Origin of the sequence: Rhodococcus sp. WMMA185, assembly GCF_001767395.1 — a bacterium.
GTDB lineage: Bacteria > Actinomycetota > Actinomycetes > Mycobacteriales > Mycobacteriaceae > Rhodococcus_F.
This window is the reverse complement of sequence record NZ_CP017014.1, coordinates 3033968-3051029: the sequence shown is the minus strand read 5'-3', so window position 1 is coordinate 3051029 and position 17062 is coordinate 3033968. Positions and strand designations below refer to the sequence as shown.

General features: G+C 63.7%; 14 protein-coding genes. All 14 read left to right on the top strand.

Going from position 1 to position 17062, the window contains the following annotated elements:
* Positions 1–230 precede the first annotated feature (230 nt).
* The 14 genes from BFN03_RS13690 to BFN03_RS13625 all read left to right on the top strand — a co-directional run bounded on the left by BFN03_RS13690 (position 231) and on the right by BFN03_RS13625 (position 17029).
* Positions 231–1220, top strand: a complete 990-nt coding sequence (locus BFN03_RS13690; RefSeq protein WP_084385783.1) for a beta-propeller fold lactonase family protein — start codon at positions 231–233, stop codon at positions 1218–1220.
* A 69-nt stretch (positions 1221–1289) separates the two neighbouring features.
* Complete coding sequence (locus BFN03_RS13685; protein WP_157109615.1) at positions 1290–2378, top strand: beta-propeller fold lactonase family protein; 1089 nt, start codon at positions 1290–1292, stop codon at positions 2376–2378.
* 161 nt (positions 2379–2539) lie between these two features.
* Positions 2540–3628, top strand: coding sequence for a beta-propeller fold lactonase family protein (locus BFN03_RS13680; RefSeq protein WP_070379457.1), 1089 nt, complete (start codon positions 2540–2542; stop codon positions 3626–3628).
* Positions 3629–3857: 229 nt separating this feature from the next.
* Positions 3858–4904, top strand: coding sequence for a beta-propeller fold lactonase family protein (locus BFN03_RS13675; RefSeq protein ID WP_232320269.1), 1047 nt, complete (start codon positions 3858–3860; stop codon positions 4902–4904).
* A 408-nt stretch (positions 4905–5312) separates the two neighbouring features.
* Positions 5313–6362 carry a beta-propeller fold lactonase family protein gene (locus BFN03_RS13670; protein ID WP_198163272.1) on the top strand — a complete coding sequence of 350 codons (1050 nt, stop codon included), beginning with the start codon at positions 5313–5315 and terminating at the stop codon, positions 6360–6362.
* Positions 6363–6626: 264 nt separating this feature from the next.
* Positions 6627–7676 carry a beta-propeller fold lactonase family protein gene (locus BFN03_RS13665; protein WP_084385781.1) on the top strand — a complete coding sequence of 350 codons (1050 nt, stop codon included), beginning with the start codon at positions 6627–6629 and terminating at the stop codon, positions 7674–7676.
* Between the two features lie 93 nt (positions 7677–7769).
* Positions 7770–9386, top strand: a complete 1617-nt coding sequence (locus tag BFN03_RS13660) for a Na+/H+ antiporter (protein ID WP_070379455.1) — start codon at positions 7770–7772, stop codon at positions 9384–9386.
* A gap of 8 nt (positions 9387–9394) precedes the next feature.
* Complete coding sequence (locus BFN03_RS13655) at positions 9395–10624, top strand: lipase family protein (protein ID WP_070379454.1); 1230 nt, start codon at positions 9395–9397, stop codon at positions 10622–10624.
* A gap of 25 nt (positions 10625–10649) precedes the next feature.
* Positions 10650–11858 carry a sensor histidine kinase gene (locus BFN03_RS13650; protein WP_070379453.1) on the top strand — a complete coding sequence of 403 codons (1209 nt, stop codon included), beginning with the start codon at positions 10650–10652 and terminating at the stop codon, positions 11856–11858.
* 32 nt (positions 11859–11890) lie between these two features.
* Complete coding sequence (locus BFN03_RS13645) at positions 11891–12715, top strand: LytR/AlgR family response regulator transcription factor (protein ID WP_442971847.1); 825 nt, start codon at positions 11891–11893, stop codon at positions 12713–12715.
* Entirely contained in the window at positions 12712–13083 is a 372-nt protein-coding gene (locus BFN03_RS13640; protein ID WP_070380917.1) for a hypothetical protein, read from the top strand. The genes BFN03_RS13645 and BFN03_RS13640 overlap by 4 nt, the downstream gene beginning before the upstream one ends.
* Before the next feature lie 7 nt (positions 13084–13090).
* A complete protein-coding gene (locus tag BFN03_RS13635; protein ID WP_070379452.1) occupies positions 13091–14848 on the top strand; it encodes a sodium/solute symporter in 1758 nt (585 codons plus the stop codon).
* 187 nt (positions 14849–15035) lie between these two features.
* A complete protein-coding gene (locus BFN03_RS13630; protein ID WP_070380916.1) occupies positions 15036–15398 on the top strand; it encodes a DUF485 domain-containing protein in 363 nt (120 codons plus the stop codon).
* Positions 15395–17029 carry a solute symporter family protein gene (locus BFN03_RS13625; protein ID WP_070379451.1) on the top strand — a complete coding sequence of 545 codons (1635 nt, stop codon included), beginning with the start codon at positions 15395–15397 and terminating at the stop codon, positions 17027–17029. The genes BFN03_RS13630 and BFN03_RS13625 overlap by 4 nt, the downstream gene beginning before the upstream one ends.
* The last annotated feature ends 33 nt before the right edge of the window (positions 17030–17062 follow it).

Genomic DNA, 17062 nt, shown 5'->3' with positions numbered 1-17062 from the left:
CGAGGTCATGAGTATTCCGGCGAGCCTGGTTCGACATCGGGATTCGCGTTGTTAGCCTTTCCTGGGCTGGTATTGGGCTTCGGCCGCCGGCCATCGTTGCTGCAGGGTTGATCTGATTGTTCTTCCGGGGCAGGAGGAAAGTGCATCAACACGGTAGTTTCCGCGGGAATAGCCCGATTCGGGGGCGCCTGGCGCTCGGGTTGGCAGCCTTTTGTGTGATGGTGCTCGGTATGGCCGGAGCGGGACCTGCTGCTGCGGATACCGTCCTCGTTACCATTCCGGCTGGGGACGGCCCGGACGGTGTGGCGGTCACTCCGGACGGGTCTCACGTCTACGTCACCAACACCAATTCCTCTTCGGTGTCGGTAATCGACACCGGTAGTAACACCGTGGTTGGCACCGTTACGGTGGGAGATTTCCCGCGGGGGATTGCGGTCACCCCGAGTGGATCCCGGGTCTACGTCGCCAACGTTGATGACCATTCGGTGTCGGTGATCGAGACCGGTAGCAACACCGTGGTTGGCACCGTTGCGGTCGGGAATAGTCCGTCGGGGGTTGCGGTCGCCCCGGACGGGTCGCGCGCCTACGTCACAAACACGGGTGCTTCTTCGGTGTCGGTGGTCGACACCAGTAGCAATACTGTGGTTGGCACCGTTGCGGTGGGGGACTTCCCGATCGGGGTTGCGGTTGATCCGAGCGGATCCCGGGTCTATGTCACCAATACCGGTGACGCTTCGGTATCGGTTATCGAGACCGCCGCGAACAATGTGGTCGCAACAATTTCGGTTGGGGACAACCCGTTCGGGGTTGCGGTCGCCCCGGACGGGTCTCGGGTCTATGTCGCCAACAGCACTGGCGATACGGTGTCGGTGATCGAGACAGCCGACAATACGGTGGTCGACACCGTCGCGGCCGGGACCGGCCCGTCCGGGGTGGCGGTGGCGGTCACCCCGCTCGGGTCCCGTGTCTATGTCAGCAATGCCGGCGACGCTTCGCTATCGGTGATAGAGACCGCCGACAACACTGGCATCGAGACCGCTCCTGTTGGCGGCACCCCGATCGGAGTGGCGATCACCCCGGACGGGTCCCGCGTCTACGTCGCCAACCATGCAGGCGACACAGTGTCTGTGATCGCCGTGGGGAAGTGCTTCGGATCGTTGTGCATCGACGCCGGATGGTTGACCGGCAACGGTTCGGGCACCGGCAGGATGTTCAGCTGAGATGGACATGGACTCTGTTGTGTCGCTGCAGAGTTGGTTCGGTTCGTTCCCCTGGGACTGGAGAAGAATGTGAATCACGATTGTAGGTCTCACGGTTACCTCAGGAACTGGGGGCGCTTCCGGCGCCTGGCGCTCGGATGGGCAGCCACCGCCGTGATGGTACTCGGTGTGGTCGGGGTGGGAACGGATGTCGCCGCCGCGGACACCGTTATCGCTACCGTTCCGGTAGGGGACGCACCGCTCGGGATGGCGATGTCCCCGTTCGGGTCCCGTGTTTATACCGCCGATCGGTCCGGGGATTCGGTGTCGGTGATCGAGACAGTCGGAAACACCGTGGTCGATACCGTTACGGTAGGGAATGGACCATGGGGTGTGGCGGTCGCCCCAAACGGATTACTTCTATACGTCACCAGCACCGATGGCGCTATGGTGTCGGTGATCGAGACCGCCGGAAACACCGTGGTCGACACTATCGCGGTCGGGGACATACCTCGCGGGGTGGCGGTGTCGCCCGACGGATCCCGCGTTTACGTCGCGCATCTTTTCAGCGCCACGATGTCTGTGATCGATACCGCCACGAACGACGTGATCGACATCGTTTCGGTCGGCAACGGTGCTTCCGGGGTTGCATTGTCGCCCAACGGATCCCATGTGTATGTTACGAACGCTATAGCGGACACGGTATCGGTAGTCGAGACCGCCACGAACGCTGTCATCGCTACCGTGACGGTTGGCGAAAATCCGGATGGGGTGGCGGTGACTCCGGACGGTTCCCGCGTCTACGTCGCCAACATCGAGGGTGATTCGCTGTCGGTGATCGAGACGGTCGGCAACACTGTGGTCGAGACCATTGCGGCCGGGGAAGGGCCGTTCGGCGTCACGGTGACCCCGGACGGTTCCCGTGTCTACGTCACCAGCAGTGATAGTGACTCGGTGTCTGTGATCGAGACCACGGGGAACTCCGTGGTCGAGACCGTTGCGGTGGGGGACTTCCCGGCCGGGGTGACAGTGAGCCCGCTCGGGTTCCGCGTTTACGTCGCCAATGCCTTCGACGACACGGTGTCGGTGATCGCCGTCGATCAGTGCGCCGGGTCATTGTGCATCGATTTCGGTTCGTTGACTGGCAGCGGTTCGGGTGCAGGCAGCGCGTTCAGCTGACACGCGCCTCCTCTTATCTTGTGGCGGTGAGTACTTCGGCGAGTCCTGGGACGAAATCGGGATCTAGATTGTTACGCTTTGTCCGGCTGGTACAGGGATCCGGCCGTTTGTTGTGCCACTGCAAGGTTGATCCGTTTGTTCTTCTGACGCAGGAGAGAAATGTGAATCACCAGAGGAGTTTCGGCGGCTACTCGACGATTCGTGGGCGTGCCCGGCGTCTGGCGCTCGGCTCGGCAACCATTTTCGCAATCGTGCTCGGTACTTTCGGATTGGGGCCGGTGACAGCGACAGCGGATACCGTCATCGACACCATTCCGGTGGGGGAATTCCCGAACGGGGTGGCGGTGAGCCCGAACGGGTTGCGTGCCTATGTCGCCAACGGTGCCGATGACACGGTATCGGTGATCGCCACCGTCACGAACACTTTGGTCGACACCGTGACGGTGGGGGCCGCCCCCCGCGGGGTGGCCGTGTCCCCGGATGGGTCCCTCGCCTACGTCACCAACCGTGACGACGGCACGGTGTCTGTGATCGATACCGCTGGCAACACCGCCGTCTCCACCATCAATGTCGGGAACGGCCCCTTCGGGGTGGCGGTGGCCCCGGATGGGTCCCACGTCTACGTCGCCAACACCGGTGACAATTCTGTGTCGGTGATTCAGACCGTCGACAACACCGTGGTCACCACCGTCGGGGTCGGGATCTTCCCGATCGGGGTGGCGGTGGCCCCGGATGGGTCCCACGTCTATGTCACCAATCTCACTGGCGATTCTGTGTCGGTGATCCAGACCGTCGATAACACCGTGGTCACCACTGTTGGGGTAGGGAACGGCCCAATCGGGGTGGCAGTCACCCCGGACGGATCCCGGGTCTACGTCGGCAACAACAATGACGGAACGGTGGCGGTGATCGAAACTGTCGGGAACAACCTGGTCGGTACCGTCCCTGTTGGGGGCGACCCGGCCGGGGTGGTGGTCACCCCGAACGGGTCCCGCGTCTACGTTGCCAACAATGGCGCCGACACGGTGCAGGCTATCGAGAGCGCCGGGAACACCGTGGTCGACACCATTCCGGTCGGGAGCGGCCCGAGTTTTCTGGCGGTCACGCCGTTTGGGTCCCGCCTCTACGTCACCAACAGTGAGGATGACACGGTGTCGGTGATCGCGATCGACAGATGTCTCGGGTCGTTGTGTATCGACTTCGGGTCGTTGACCGGTAGCGGTTCGGGGGTGGGCAGCACCTTCAGCTGATAACCGCCTGCCGGGGACAAGTGGATGTCGTGACGTTGGTAGCCAAAGATGCAGCGAAAGTGTCTATCTCGTGTGGCCTGATGGGTTCCTTGGGTGGTCGATGGAATCAGCGTCGGGATCGGGAACGGTCTGTTAGCCTCCGGTGGGTTGATTGGTGTTCATACCCGACCGTCAACTCTCCCAGAGTGAATCTCGATCCGGGTTGTTCCTCGTAAGACTGGAGACGCATGTGAATGGACTCAGTAGTTTTCGTGGGTACCCCACGGTGAGTGGGCGCCCGGCGCGTTTGTTCTCCGGGTTGACAGTCACTGCCGCGCTGGCGCTTGGTATGACGGGTGTGGGGACGGCGACAGCGAATGCGGATTCCGTGATGGACTCCGTCCGTCTCGGAGCCGACCCTGTTGGGGTGGCGGTCAGCCCGGACGGAACCCGGGCGTACGTCGCCACCGTCGACAACGATTCGGTGTCGGTGATCGACACCGCCACGAATGATCTCATCGGCACCATCCCGGTCGGTGCCGGGCCGCTGGATGTGGCCGTGAGTGCGGACGGAAAATGGATGTACGTCACCACGCGCGACAATTCGATGTCGGTGATCGAGACCGCCACGAACGCCGTGGCCGATCCCGTGGCGGTCGGTGTGGGGGCGTACGGATTGGCGGTCGCCCCCGACGGAACCAAGGTGTACGTCGCCAACGTCGACGAAGACTCGGTGTCGGTGATCGACACCGCCACCCGCGAAGCAGTCGATATCGGCGGGGTCGGTGACGGGCCGATCGATGTGGCGGTCAGCCCGGACGGTTCCGAAGTCTATGTCGCCAACACGGTCGATGATTCGGTGTCTGTGATCGACACCGCCACGAACGCCGTGCTCACCACCGTCTCGGTCGGCGCCGAACCGCGGGGGATTGCGGTCACTCCGGACGGGTCCCACGTCTACGTCACCAACAGCAGTGGCGGTTCGGTGTCGGTGATCGACACCGCCACGAACGAAGCAGTCGCTATCGACGCGGTCGGGGACAACCTGATCGGGGTGGCTGTCACTCCGGACGGATCCCGGGTCTACGTCACCGCCTTCAATGATGATTCGGTCCGGGTGATCGATACAGCCACTAACACCGTCATCGAGACCTTGATGGTCGGGGACGGTCCGGAAGCTGTGGCGGTCTCTGAGGACGGATCCCGGGCCTACGTCACCAACAACAACGACGCTACGTTGTCGGTGGTCGCCATCGACAGCGGCAAGTGCACCGGATCGCTGTGCTTCGGCTCGTAAGCGGGTAGGAGCGCCGGAAGCGCAGGCAGCCGACACTTGCTCTGGTCCTAACCAGATGACGCCGCCACCCGATGGATCGGGTTGCGGCGTCGTTGATTTCGAAGACCCGTTTGGGTCCCGCGTCTACGTCACCAACAGCGACGCCCAGATGGCTCGTCTAGGGTCGTTGGCGGAACATGACCGAATATATTTGGAGCTCACCGTATGTCGTAACGTTGGTAGCCAAAGATGCGGCGACAGTGTCTGTCTCGTGTGGCCTGATGGGTTCCTTGGTTGGTCGATGGAATCGGCGTCGGTATTGGGAATGGCCTGTTAGCCTCCTGTGGGTTGATTGGTGTTCATATCCGACCGCCAACTCTCCCAGGTGAATCTCGATCCGGGTTGTTCCTCGTAAGACTGGAGACGCATGTGAATGGACACAGTAGTTTTGGTGGCCGTATCGAGACCGAGGGGAGCGCCCAGCGCCTGTTCCTCGGACTTGCAGCCACTGCCCTGCTGGTACTCGGTGTGACCGGAACGGGGGCGGCGACAGCGGCCGCGGATACCGTCACGAAAACGATTCCTCTCGGCGCTGACCCAGTCAGGGTGGCGGTGAGCGCGGACGGATCCGAGGTGTACGTCACCACCAGCGACGACAATGCGGTTTCTGTGATCGACGCCGCCACGTACTCAGTCTCCGGTACCGTTCCGGTCGCTGACGGGGCGGCTGGGGTAGCGGTGAGTGAGGACGGAACCCGGGCGTATGTGACTACCCGCAACGATTCGGTGGCGGTGATAGATACGGACACGAACGGTGTGACCGATACCGTCGAGGTCGGTACCCGGCCGTACGGGGTGGCGGTCACCCCTGATGGGGAACAGGTGTACGTCGCCAATATCGACGATGATTCCGTTTCGGTGATTCGCACTTCCGACAACACCGTCACCAATATCGACATTGTCGACGGCGGACCGATCGATGTGGCGGTCAACCCAGAGGGAACCCGGGTCTACGTCGTCAACGAACATGATGATTCCGTCTCGGTGATCGACACAGCCACCAACGCCGTCATGCATACCGTGCGGGTTGGGGACAGCCCCAAGGGAGTGGTGGTTACCCCGGACGGATCCCGGGCTTACGTCACCAACTTTGACGACGATACGGTGTCGGTGATCAACACGTCCGACAACACTGTGACCGAGATCGGCGAGGTCGGAGACGGCCCGCTCGAGGTGGCGATTACCCCGGACGGAACCCGGGTCTATGTCACCGCCTTCAACGACGATGCGGTGTCGGTGATCGACACAGTCACCAATACCGTCGCCGAATTCCTCGAGGAAGTCGGGGACGGTCCGGAGGGGGTGGCGATAGACCCGGACGGATCTCGGGCCTACGTCGCCAACAACAATGACGCTACCGTGTCGGTGATCGACATCGACCACGGCAAGTGCACCGGATCGCTGTGCTTCGGCTCTTGAGCAGCTAGGAGCATCGGAAGCGCACACAACTGAAAGCGGTTCTGCGCACCCGCGCGGCCACTGATTACGTGACGCCGTTACCCGATGGATCGGGTGGCGGCGTCGTTGATTTCGAATCGATTCGCGAAATGCGGGAGTGTCGGTGAGTCTCGAGTCGAGATCGAAATTCGGCTGCTAGCCTCCGATGAGCTGAGTTCGACTGCGGCCGCCAGTTCCTCCCACAGTTGGTTCGATCCGGTGCTTTCACCAAAGCAGGAGGCGAATATGAATCGGCACAGTAGTTTTCGCGAGTGCTCGACGAGAAGGCGGCGCGTTGTGCGTCTGTTCTTCGGGTTGGCGTCCACCGTCGCGGTGGTGATTGGTATGACCGAGATGGGTGCGGCGACTGCGGAAGCGGACACGGTTGTCGATAGCATGCGCGTCGGATTCGGCCCGAACGGGGTGGCCGTCACGCCGGACGGGGCCCGAATCTACGTCACCAATCTTCATGGCGACTCGGTGTCGGTGATCGAAACAGCGTCCAACAGTGTGTCCGCCACCGTCAGGGTGGGGAGCAGTCCGGAGAAGGTGGCGGTCACTCCAGACGGATCCCATGCCTACGTCGCCAACAGCGCCGATAATTCGGTGGCTGTGATCGAGACTGCCGGCAACACGGTGGCCGCTACCGTCCCGGTCGGGAGCATGCCGTTCGGGGTGGCGGTCACCCCGGACGGGTCTCATGTCTACGTCACCAATGCTATGGACGGGTCGGTGTCTGTGATCGAGACCGCCGGCAACACGGTGGCCGCTACCGTCCCGGTCGGGAGTCTGCCGTTCGGGGTTGCGGCCACCGCGGACGGGAGCCGTGTCTACGTCGCCAACCGGGCCGGTGATTCGGTGTCGGTGATCGAAACAGCCTCCAACAGTGTGTCCGCCACCCTCACGGTCGGGGACGGCCCGAACGGGGTGGCGGTGACCCCGGACGGATCCCGTGCCTACGTCGCCAACGCTAGTGACGATTCGGTGTCGGTGATCGACACAGCGACCAACACTGTGGTCGGTACCGTGACCGTGGGTGTCGGTCCGGAGGGGGTGGCGGTGACCCCGGACGGGGCCCATGTCTACGTCACCAACTTCAGCGACGGTTCGCTGTCTGTGATCGAGACCGCCAGCGACACCGTGGTCGATACCGTCACAGTCGGGGGTTTCCCAATCGGCGTGGCGATCGCTCCGGACGGGTCTCGGGCCGATGTTACGGACATCAATTCGGATTCGGTGTCCGTGATCGCCATCGACAGATGCTCCGGATCACTGTGCTTCGACTTCGGTTCATGAAGAGGGAAGCGAACACCTCGCCGGGATGACGCGCTAGTCGAGGCGGATCTTGCTCGGGTGACCTGATGCAGGCGGCGCGGCACAATCGGAACGGTGAACGGCGTTCTGTTGCTTCTGGTGATCATCGCGGCCATCGCGGTGACCAGTCTCGCCAAGCGTCGCGATCTGCAGGCACCACTCGTGCTCGTGACGATCGGGTCGGCCGCATCGTTCATTCCGGCGCTGCCGCGGCTCGAATTGAATCCCGACGTCATCCTGGGCGTGGTCTTACCGCCCCTGCTGTATTCCGCAGCACTGAAATTCTCGGTCCCGACGTTTCGGCGCCACCTCGCCCCCATCCTTCGCCTGGGTGTACTCACCGTCCTGGTGACCGCCGTGTCGGTGGCCTTCTTCTCGAACTGGCTGGTACCGGAGTTCACGCTCGGGGCGGCGCTCGTTCTCGGTGCCGTCGTCGCTCCGACAGATGCAGTCAGTGCCGTCGCCGTGGGACGAAGGCTCGGACTACCCAACCGTGTTCTCGCGATTCTCACGGGCGAGGGTCTGGTCAACGACGCCACCGCGCTGACCTTGTTCGCCGTGGCCGTGTCCGCCGTCGTCGGCACGACGATCCCGGTTGGATCCGTGGCCTTCTTCTTTTACGAGGTTGTCGGCGGAGTCTTGATCGGTCTGGTGCTTGCAACGATCGTCAGATGGGTGCGGCGTCGCATGTACGACTCCCCGCTGGAAACGGTGATGGGGCTGATGCTTCCCTTCGCGGCCTATCTTGCGGCGGAGGAAGTGCACGCGTCCGGTGTGCTGGCCGTGGTGACTGCCGGGTTCTTGATGGGACACAAGGCTACCGACGCGTCCGTGGCCACCAGGATCCAGGAGAGGTCCCTGTGGGAGAGCGTCGACCTGTTACTCGAGATGTTCGTGTTCGCATACATGGGGCTGCAACTGAGGTTCGTGATCGAGGACGTTCGTGACGTGGGATTGCCGGTTACCCACATCTTTCTCTATGGGTTCGCCGTGCTCGGGGTCGTAATGGGGGTTCGGCCGGTGTGGGTCCTGCTGCATTGGGTCCGAGGTCGACACGGTCTGTTGATCAGGAGATCGGGCAGGTCGCCGGAACTCGGGTGGCGCGAGAGCCTCGTCGTGTCGTGGGCTGGGATGCGCGGGGTGGTCACGCTGGCCGCCGCATCCGGTGTTCCCGTCGCGATCGCGAGCGGGGAGCCATTTCCCGGCCGGGAGGTGATCCAGGCTGTCGCGTTTGTGGTGGCGGTGGGTACGTTGCTGATCCAGGGCGCCACGATGCCTTTCCTCATTCGGGCCCTCGACCTGGCGGATCCTCTCGAACGACAACGCGAAGCGAATCAGGTGAGGCTGGCGCGACGGATCACGCGAGATGCCGGAGAAAGGGCGCTGGCGAAACTCGAGGAGCACCCGCCGGAGGGAATCGAACGCGATGATGCTGTCTACATCCTGGGCCGGGTGCGCAGGTCGATGTCTGCGCGACTTCAGGCAGAGAAGGCCGGGGACGCTGCCGAGCGTCGGCGAGTGGGTGCCATGTTCGACCACTACCGCCGCGCCGTCTTGCGCGCCCAGCGTGAGGCGTTGATCGCAGCGCGCGACGCCGGTGGGCTGGACGACGAAGTGATGCGTACCGTGTTGGAAGGTCTTGACCTGGAAGAGGCGGCAGCCGAGGAGCGGGTGCAGAGACATCGAGGGTGAGGTTTGAGATGAGGGTGCGTTCTGTGCGGACGGCCGTGGCTGCCCTCGCGGGGACCGTCGCTTTGGCGGCGTGCGGAACGAATGCGGCAACCATCAGTCCGTCGGTCGGGGAGCAGCCGGCTGCTACCTCGACCATTTCGGCTGCCCCCACCGGCGACCAGCGAGGCGCTGTCACCAGTGAGCACCCGGTGCAAGATATAGACGCCGCGATCACCGCACTCGGCGCGACGGCTACCCGCGTCGTCTACCGCTCCACCTCCGGTGTCGACGGAAGCGGGTCCGAAGTGGTCGGCACCGTATTCACTCCCTCCGGGGCCGCCCCGGAGGGAGGATGGCCGGTCGTCACAGTTGGGCACGGCACAACCGGTGTCACCGACGAGTGCGCACCCTCCTCGTCGCCAACGCTGCTGGGCACTACGAGCGTTGTGGTGCCGTTGCTTCAACGCGGCTACGTGGTGACGGTCAGCGACTACCAGGGCCTCGGCACCAGCGGACCACATCCCTATCTCGAGCCGAACACCGCGGCGTACGACTTGATCGACGCGGTCCGGGCAGCGCGCAACGTCGTTCCGGAGGCCTCGACGCGATGGGCTGCGCTGGGGATCTCACAGGGTGGTCAGGCCTCCTGGTCTGCGGCCGAACACGCGGACGAGTACGGAGACGGCCTCCAATTCGTGGGGTCGGCAAATCTCTCGCCCGCGGCGGATCTGTCGGAGATGGTGTCGAACGGCACCGCCGATCAGCTCTCGCTGTCTCAGAAAATGTTCCTGCCCTACCTGCTCGAGGGGCTCGGAGTCCTGCACCCCGACCTGAACCCGGACGACTACATGCGCGGCGCGCTGGCAGACAACCCTGACGTGACTCTGTCCTGCCTTTCGGCGAAGCTCGCTGAGAAGTGGTCGATCGCAACCCAACTCACCCCCGCTGACACGGGTCCGCGGACGGAGGCTGACGCGGAGCGGATGAAGGGGTGGCTTGAAGACATTGCGCTCCCGAAGCAGGGTGCGGCGGGTCCGATGCTCGTTGTGGTCGGTGGCCGTGACGATCTCGTTCGCCCGCAATGGACTTCTCAGGCCGTGAGCAAGGCGTGTGCGCTCGGCGATGTCATCGAATTCGAATCGAACCCGGACGAGGGGCACGCAGACAGGCGTGCTGTGCCCGGAGCAGTGCAGTGGATCGCCGACCGATTCGCCGGGGTACCGGCCCCGGACAACTGCGGGCAGGGGCCGACTCCGTGAGTGAAGACGATTCGACCGCCGACGGATGACCAGTTCCGTCGTTGCCATCGTCGTGGTGGCCGCCCTGATTCCCGTCGCCCTGCTCATGGCGGTGTGGCTACGCACCCGGCGTGAGTTGACTACGCCTACCGAGCGGGCCGTTCATGCGGCACTGCATACTGCGTCGTTGGCGGCCCGACCTTTGCGGCGTGGTCTCGACGAGACGTCTGCACAGGAGGCGGCGCCGCACCTGCGCTCATTGACCGGCGCGCAGGCTCTCGCGGTCTTCGATGCCGTCGGCAATCTGCTGGCGTGGAACGGCCCACACGAGGCGATGACGGAGCAACTGCGTGATGCGGCCACCCGTGCGGTCGACGGCCAGCGGCGCGTGCTCGTCGCCCGTGGTGGCCTCGTCCACGCAGCCGAAGATCACGCGGTGCGGGCACTGATCGCCCAACCGTTGATGACCGAGGCCACCGGTGTAGTCGGCGTGCTGGGTATGGTCACCACCGAGGACCCGGGGCCAGGCATGCTCGGCGCCATTACCGAAGTGGCCGGGTATGCGCGCAGCCAGATCGAACTGGCCGAACTCGACGACTCCCGCGCCCGACTCGACCGCGCGGAGGTCCGCGCATTACGGGCGCAGATCAGCCCGCACTTCATCTACAACGCGTTGAACACGGTCGCGTCGTTCGTGCGAACCGATCCGGCCCGCGCCCGGGAACTGATCCTCGAGTTCGCCGAGTTCACCCGCTATTCGTTTCGTTCGGCCGGCGAGTACACCGTGCTCGCCGATGAACTGCGCAACATCGACCGGTACCTGACCCTCGAACGGGCGAGGTTCGGCGAAACGCTCGGGGTGAAACTGCAGGTGGCGCCGGAGGTGCTCAACGTGGTGCTGCCGTTTCTGGCCTTGCAACCGCTGGTAGAGAATGCAGTCCGGCACGGCGTCTCCAGCAAGCCGGACGGGGGAACGGTGAGCATTGTCGCAGACGATGAGGGTGCCGACTGCGTCATCAGCGTCGAGGATGACGGCGTCGGGATGGACCCTGAACTGCTGCGATCGGGTTCACTGGAATCGATCGTGGAGCCGTCTGGTGTGAAGGAGGTGGCACATGTGGGTCTTGCCAACGTCGATGACCGATTGCGTGCCGCGTTCGGCAACGACTACGGACTCGTCGTGGAGACTGCGCCGGGTGCTGGGACCAAGGTCAGCATGCGGATCCCGAAGTTCAAGAGAGGGATTACTCCGTAAACAGGACTGGTTTGTGCGACCATTGCTCCGCTGTGAACCATCTAGACAACCCTCCCGCAAAACTGACCGGTACGAATGACTCGCTCACCGTGCTGGCGGTCGACGATGAGAAACCCGCTCTCGATGAGTTGGCATTCCTGTTGAACGCCCAGGACGCGGTCGGCGAGATCCGTCTCGCGAGCGAAGCGACTGCTGCACTGCGTGTTTTGCAGGACCGTGATATCGACGCGGTGTTCCTCGACATCAACATGCCAGGTCTCGACGGTCTCGAACTGGCCGGGATCCTGTCGAACTATTCGTCACCACCCCCGGTCGTGTTCGTCACTGCCCATGATGACCGTGCGGTTGATGCATTCGAGCTCGGTGCAATCGACTACGTGCTCAAACCCCTGCGCGAAGAGCGGATCGCCGAGTCGGTCCGTCGCATCGTCGAGAGTGTGAACCGCGAAGGTCGCGGCCGCAGTGGCGTCCAGGACGTTGGTGCGGTGTCGGACGAGGTCATCCCCGTCGAGCTCGGTGGTTCCACCACACTTGTGCACCGGTCGTCCGTCGAGTGGGTGGAGGCGGACGGTGATTACACACGACTACACACCGCAGACGGTTCACACCTCGTGCGCATCCCGATCTCTGCGTTGGAAAAGCGTTGGGCGGAAGCCGGATTCCTCCGTGTCCATCGTTCCCACCTGGTGTCGATGCCACTGGTCACCGGCACCCGGACGGTCGGCAATGGGCTCGTCGTGTGCCTGCGTGCGCGAGGTGACCGCCCGCCAGTGGAACTCCCCGTCAGTCGTCGACACACCCGGATGCTCAAAGACACACTGGTCCGAGCCTCCAAGCGGTCGTGGACGGCGCGATGAGTGCGCCCGCGCGCACACCGAGGCGGGAACGGGTCGTGCTGGCGCAGCGCCGCGGTGCCCGGATCCTCCGAACCAGGGTCGAGGTGGAGGAGCAGACCGAGGTCGGGGACGCGATGATCCGCGGCCTCGTGCGCACCCAACTGGGGTTGGCGATTCGGCTTGCGTTGCTTACGGTTTGCCTGTTGTGTTCCGTGCCGCTGGTGGTTTTCCTCTTTCCGGCGTTGTCGGACGTGTCGGTCTTGGGGGTCCGGCTGCCGTGGGTGGTGCTCGGGGTGCTCGTGTATCCGGTGCTGCTGACAACCGGATGGATCTATGTAAGGCAGGCCGAGCGCAACGAGCATCAGTTCGCCGATCTGGTGGACGACTGATAGTCCCGTGAGTGCGCATCAATCCGTGCCGTCGCTGACCCTGGCTGCTGTGGGCGCAGCTGCCGTGGCGACTGTTGCCATCGGCATCTACGGAGTGCGGTTGGCGCGTACAACGTCGGATTTTCTTGTCGCCTCACGCAGCGTCGGTCCTCGGTGGAACGCCGCCGCGATCTCCGGTGAATATCTCTCGGCTGCGTCTTTCCTCGGTGTGGCCGGCCTGATCGCCAAGTACGGCGCCGACGCCCTCTGGTATCCGATCGGATTCACCGCCGGTTACCTCGGGCTGCTGTTGTTCGTCGCGGCACCGCTGAGGCGGTCCGGCGCGTACACGGTCCCCGATTTCGCCGAATTCAGACTCGAATCCACCCGATTACGCACTCTCTCGATGCTCGTCGTCGCGACGGTGTGTGTGCTGTACCTCGTCCCGCAACTGCAGGGAGCGGGATTGACACTGAATATCCTCCTGGGTGTCCCGAGCTGGGTCGGGGCGGCACTCGTCGGACTCATCGTGATCGCGAACGTCGTGGGCGGAGGGATGCGGTCCATCACGTTTGTTCAGGCGTTCCAGTACTGGCTCAAGCTCACCGCAATCGCGATCCCCGCCCTGACGCTGTCGGTGTACTTCTTCGCCGATCGCCCCGACATGACCTCCGCTGCACCACCCATCGTGAGCGAGAAGACGACCGTCGATATCACCACCGACGTCGTGGTTCAGGTAACTGAGCCCGTGACCGTCGGTGGGTCGGGGACGATCGACGGAGCCGAGGTCGCCGGTGAGATCCGGCTAGAACCGGGTGAGCATCATCTCGGCAAGGGCACATCGATGATCCTGGAACAGGGTGCACCGGTTCCCGTGGTTGCGGGTGCTCCAGCCGACAACTCGGACTGGATTGCTCCAGGGTGGGGATTCGGGGGGCACCACCCCATGTATCAGGTGTACTCGCTGATTCTGGCCACCTTCTTCGGCACGCTCGGTTTACCGCACGTGCTCGTCCGGTTCTATACGAACCCCGATGGGCGGGCCGCGCGACTGACGTCGCTGGTCGTCATCGGCCTACTCGGAGTGTTCTATCTTTTTCCGACGCTCCTCGGGGCGCTGGCGCGGTTGTATGTTCCGCAGCTGCTCATCACCGGAACGTCCGACGCGGCTGTTCTGCTGCTGCCCGGTTCCGTTTTCTCCGGCTGGGGTGGACAACTTCTCGCAGCGCTCGTCGCGTCCGGGGCCATCGCGGCGTTCCTGTCAACGTCCTCTGGTCTGCTCGTGAGCATCGCCGGAGTTCTCAGCACGGACATTCTGCCCGGGCGGATTCGGGACTTCCGGATCGCCGCCGCCCTGGCTGGGTTGGTGCCGCTAGGGCTGTCGATGGCGGTGACGTCGCTGGACCTGTCGCGGACGGTCGGCCTGGTGTTCGCCATCGCAGCATCGACCCTCTGCCCGCTGCTGGTGCTCGGTATCTGGTGGCGCGGGCTGACCGCGGTCGGTGCGGCGACAGGCATGGTCGCGGGTGGCCTCGTTGCCGGGTCCGCGGCTGCCGTCTCGGTACTCGTCGGCTTCACCGATGACTTGTGGAACGGCTGGCTCGCGGCGATCGTCGCTTACCCAGCAGCGGTCAGCGTTCCCCTGGCCTTCCTCGTCATGGTGCTGGTCAGCAAAGTGACGAAGAATCAGGTCCCCGCCGATCTCGGTCGCATCTTCACCCGGATGCACGCTCCCGAGCGACTCGGTGTGGGTGCCGACAGGGAGCGTCGGCTCGGCGCCTCGTAGGTCGGGGGCGGGTCTCGGCACGCACGAACCGGGCACCGGAACGAGCGCCGTTCGTCGCTGTGGGGCGACCGCTCGGCGCACAGTCCGTCAGCTCACCGTGCGACGGGCGCAATCGTGGCACCTGTGTGATGCACCCCTCATTAGGGTCAGCGCGAAGTTCACCTCACATGCGATCAAGGAGCCAGTAGTGACTACAGCCGACCTCAGGGAGGGCCTGACGCAGCAGCGGATCGCCCCTGATGCGCAAGCGTTCGTAGACATGCAGTCGAGTCCGGAGTTCCAGCAGTTGCGACACCGTCTGCGCAGCTTTGTCTTTCCCATGACGGCGTTCTTCCTCGCGTGGTACGCGTGCTACGTCCTGCTGGCGACGTACGCGCATGACTTCATGGCCATCAAGGTAATCGGTAACGTCAACATCGGGATCGTCCTGGGCTTGGGCCAGTTCGTGACCACGTTCGCGATCACCGCCTTATACGTCAAGTTCGCCAACCGTGAACTCGACCCTCGCGCGCGTGCGATTCGTGAAGAACTGGAAGGACCCGTCAAGTGACGACCACACTCGCGGCCGGTACCGACGTCGGAAACCCGCTTCTCAATATTGCTATTTTTGCCGCGTTCGTGGTGGTCACGATGGCTATCGTGATCCGTGCGAGTCGGACTACCAAGAAGGCGTCCGACTTCTACACCGGCGGCGGCCAATTCTCCGGTCCGCAAAACGGTTTCGCCATCGCCGGCGACTACCTGTCGGCGGCGTCGTTCCTCGGTATCGCGGGTGCGATCGCGGTGTACGGCTACGACGGCTTCCTTTACTCCATCGGCTTCCTCGTCGCCTGGCTGGTGGCCCTGATGCTGGTTGCGGAACTGTTGCGCAACACAGGCCGGTTCACTATGGCGGACGTGCTCAGCTTCCGCCTGAAGCAGCGGCCCGTGCGAATGGCGGCCGCGCTGTCCACACTGGTCGTGTCGCTGTTCTACCTCCTGGCTCAGATGGCGGGCGCCGGCGGGCTCGTCGCCCTGCTGCTGGACGTCGACAGCAAGGTCGGCCAGTCCGTCGTCGTCGCCGTCGTCGGCGTGCTGATGATCGTCTATGTGCTCGTCGGCGGCATGAAGGGCACGACCTACGTCCAGATGGTCAAAGCGGTCCTGCTGGTGGCAGGCGCCGGCATCATGTTCTTCCTCGTCCTGCTCGCGGTGCGCGGCAACTTCTCCCAGTTGCTGGCCGACGCTCAGGCGACCGTTTCCGGCAGCGCGAACGAGGCCATCGCAGGCCGCGACGTGCTCGCTCCCGGCGCCAAGTACGGCATCAGTGCGATGAGCAAGCTCGACTTCATCTCGCTCGGCATCGCGCTCGTTCTCGGTACCGCAGGCCTTCCACACGTGCTGATGCGCTTCTACACCGTTCCCACCGCCAAGGAAGCCCGGCGCTCGGTCACCTGGGCGATCGGACTGATCGGCGCGTTCTATCTGTTCACCCTCGTCCTCGGGTTCGGCGCTGCCAAGATGGTCGGCCCCGACGCGATTCTCGGCGCACCGGGCGGCGAAAATTCGGCCGCGCCTCTGCTTGCGTTCGAGCTCGGCGGCACACTCTTCCTCGCGATCATCTCCGCGGTCGCGTTCGCCACCATCCTTGCGGTGGTCGCGGGTCTGGCGATCACCGCATCTGCGTCGTTCGCCCACGACATCTACGCGAGCGTGATCAAGCACGGAAAAGCTTCGGAAGAAGCACAAGTGAGAGTTTCCCGGATCACCGTGGTGGTGATCGGGCTTGCGTCGATCGTCCTCGGCATCCTTGCGATGGGGCAGAACGTCGCCTTCCTTGTCGCGCTCGCCTTCGCCGTTGCGGCGTCGGCGAACCTGCCGACACTGCTCTACTCGCTGTTCTGGAAGAGGTTCAACACCACCGGTGCGCTCTTCAGCATTTATGGCGGTCTGATCACCTGCCTCGTGCTGATCGTGTTCTCCCCAGCGGTATCCGGCAAGGCGTCGTCGATGTTCCCGAATGCGGACTTCGATTTCTTCCCGCTCGCGAACCCCGGAATCGTTTCGATACCTCTGGCATTCGTCCTCGGCATCGTGGGCACGTACATCGGCCGGCGCAAGACGGAAGATCCTGCCAAGCAGGCCGAGATGGAGGTTCGCTCGCTGACCGGCGTCGGTGTGGAGAAAGCTGTTTCGCACTGACACCCGAAGGGCGTGGTAAAGCAGGTTCGGGGG

What these genes read in the sequence shown, in the direction of transcription:
- BFN03_RS13655 (WP_070379454.1), top strand. Translation starts at nt 9,395, where the DNA reads ATGAGGGTGCGTTCTGTGCGGACGGCCGTGGCTGCCCTCGCGGGGACC.
- BFN03_RS13690 (WP_084385783.1), top strand. Translation starts at nt 231, where the DNA reads ATGGCCGGAGCGGGACCTGCTGCTGCGGATACCGTCCTCGTTACCATT.
- BFN03_RS13650 (WP_070379453.1), top strand. Translation starts at nt 10,650, where the DNA reads ATGACCAGTTCCGTCGTTGCCATCGTCGTGGTGGCCGCCCTGATTCCC.
- BFN03_RS13640 (WP_070380917.1), top strand. Translation starts at nt 12,712, where the DNA reads ATGAGTGCGCCCGCGCGCACACCGAGGCGGGAACGGGTCGTGCTGGCG.
- BFN03_RS13665 (WP_084385781.1), top strand. Translation starts at nt 6,627, where the DNA reads ATGAATCGGCACAGTAGTTTTCGCGAGTGCTCGACGAGAAGGCGGCGC.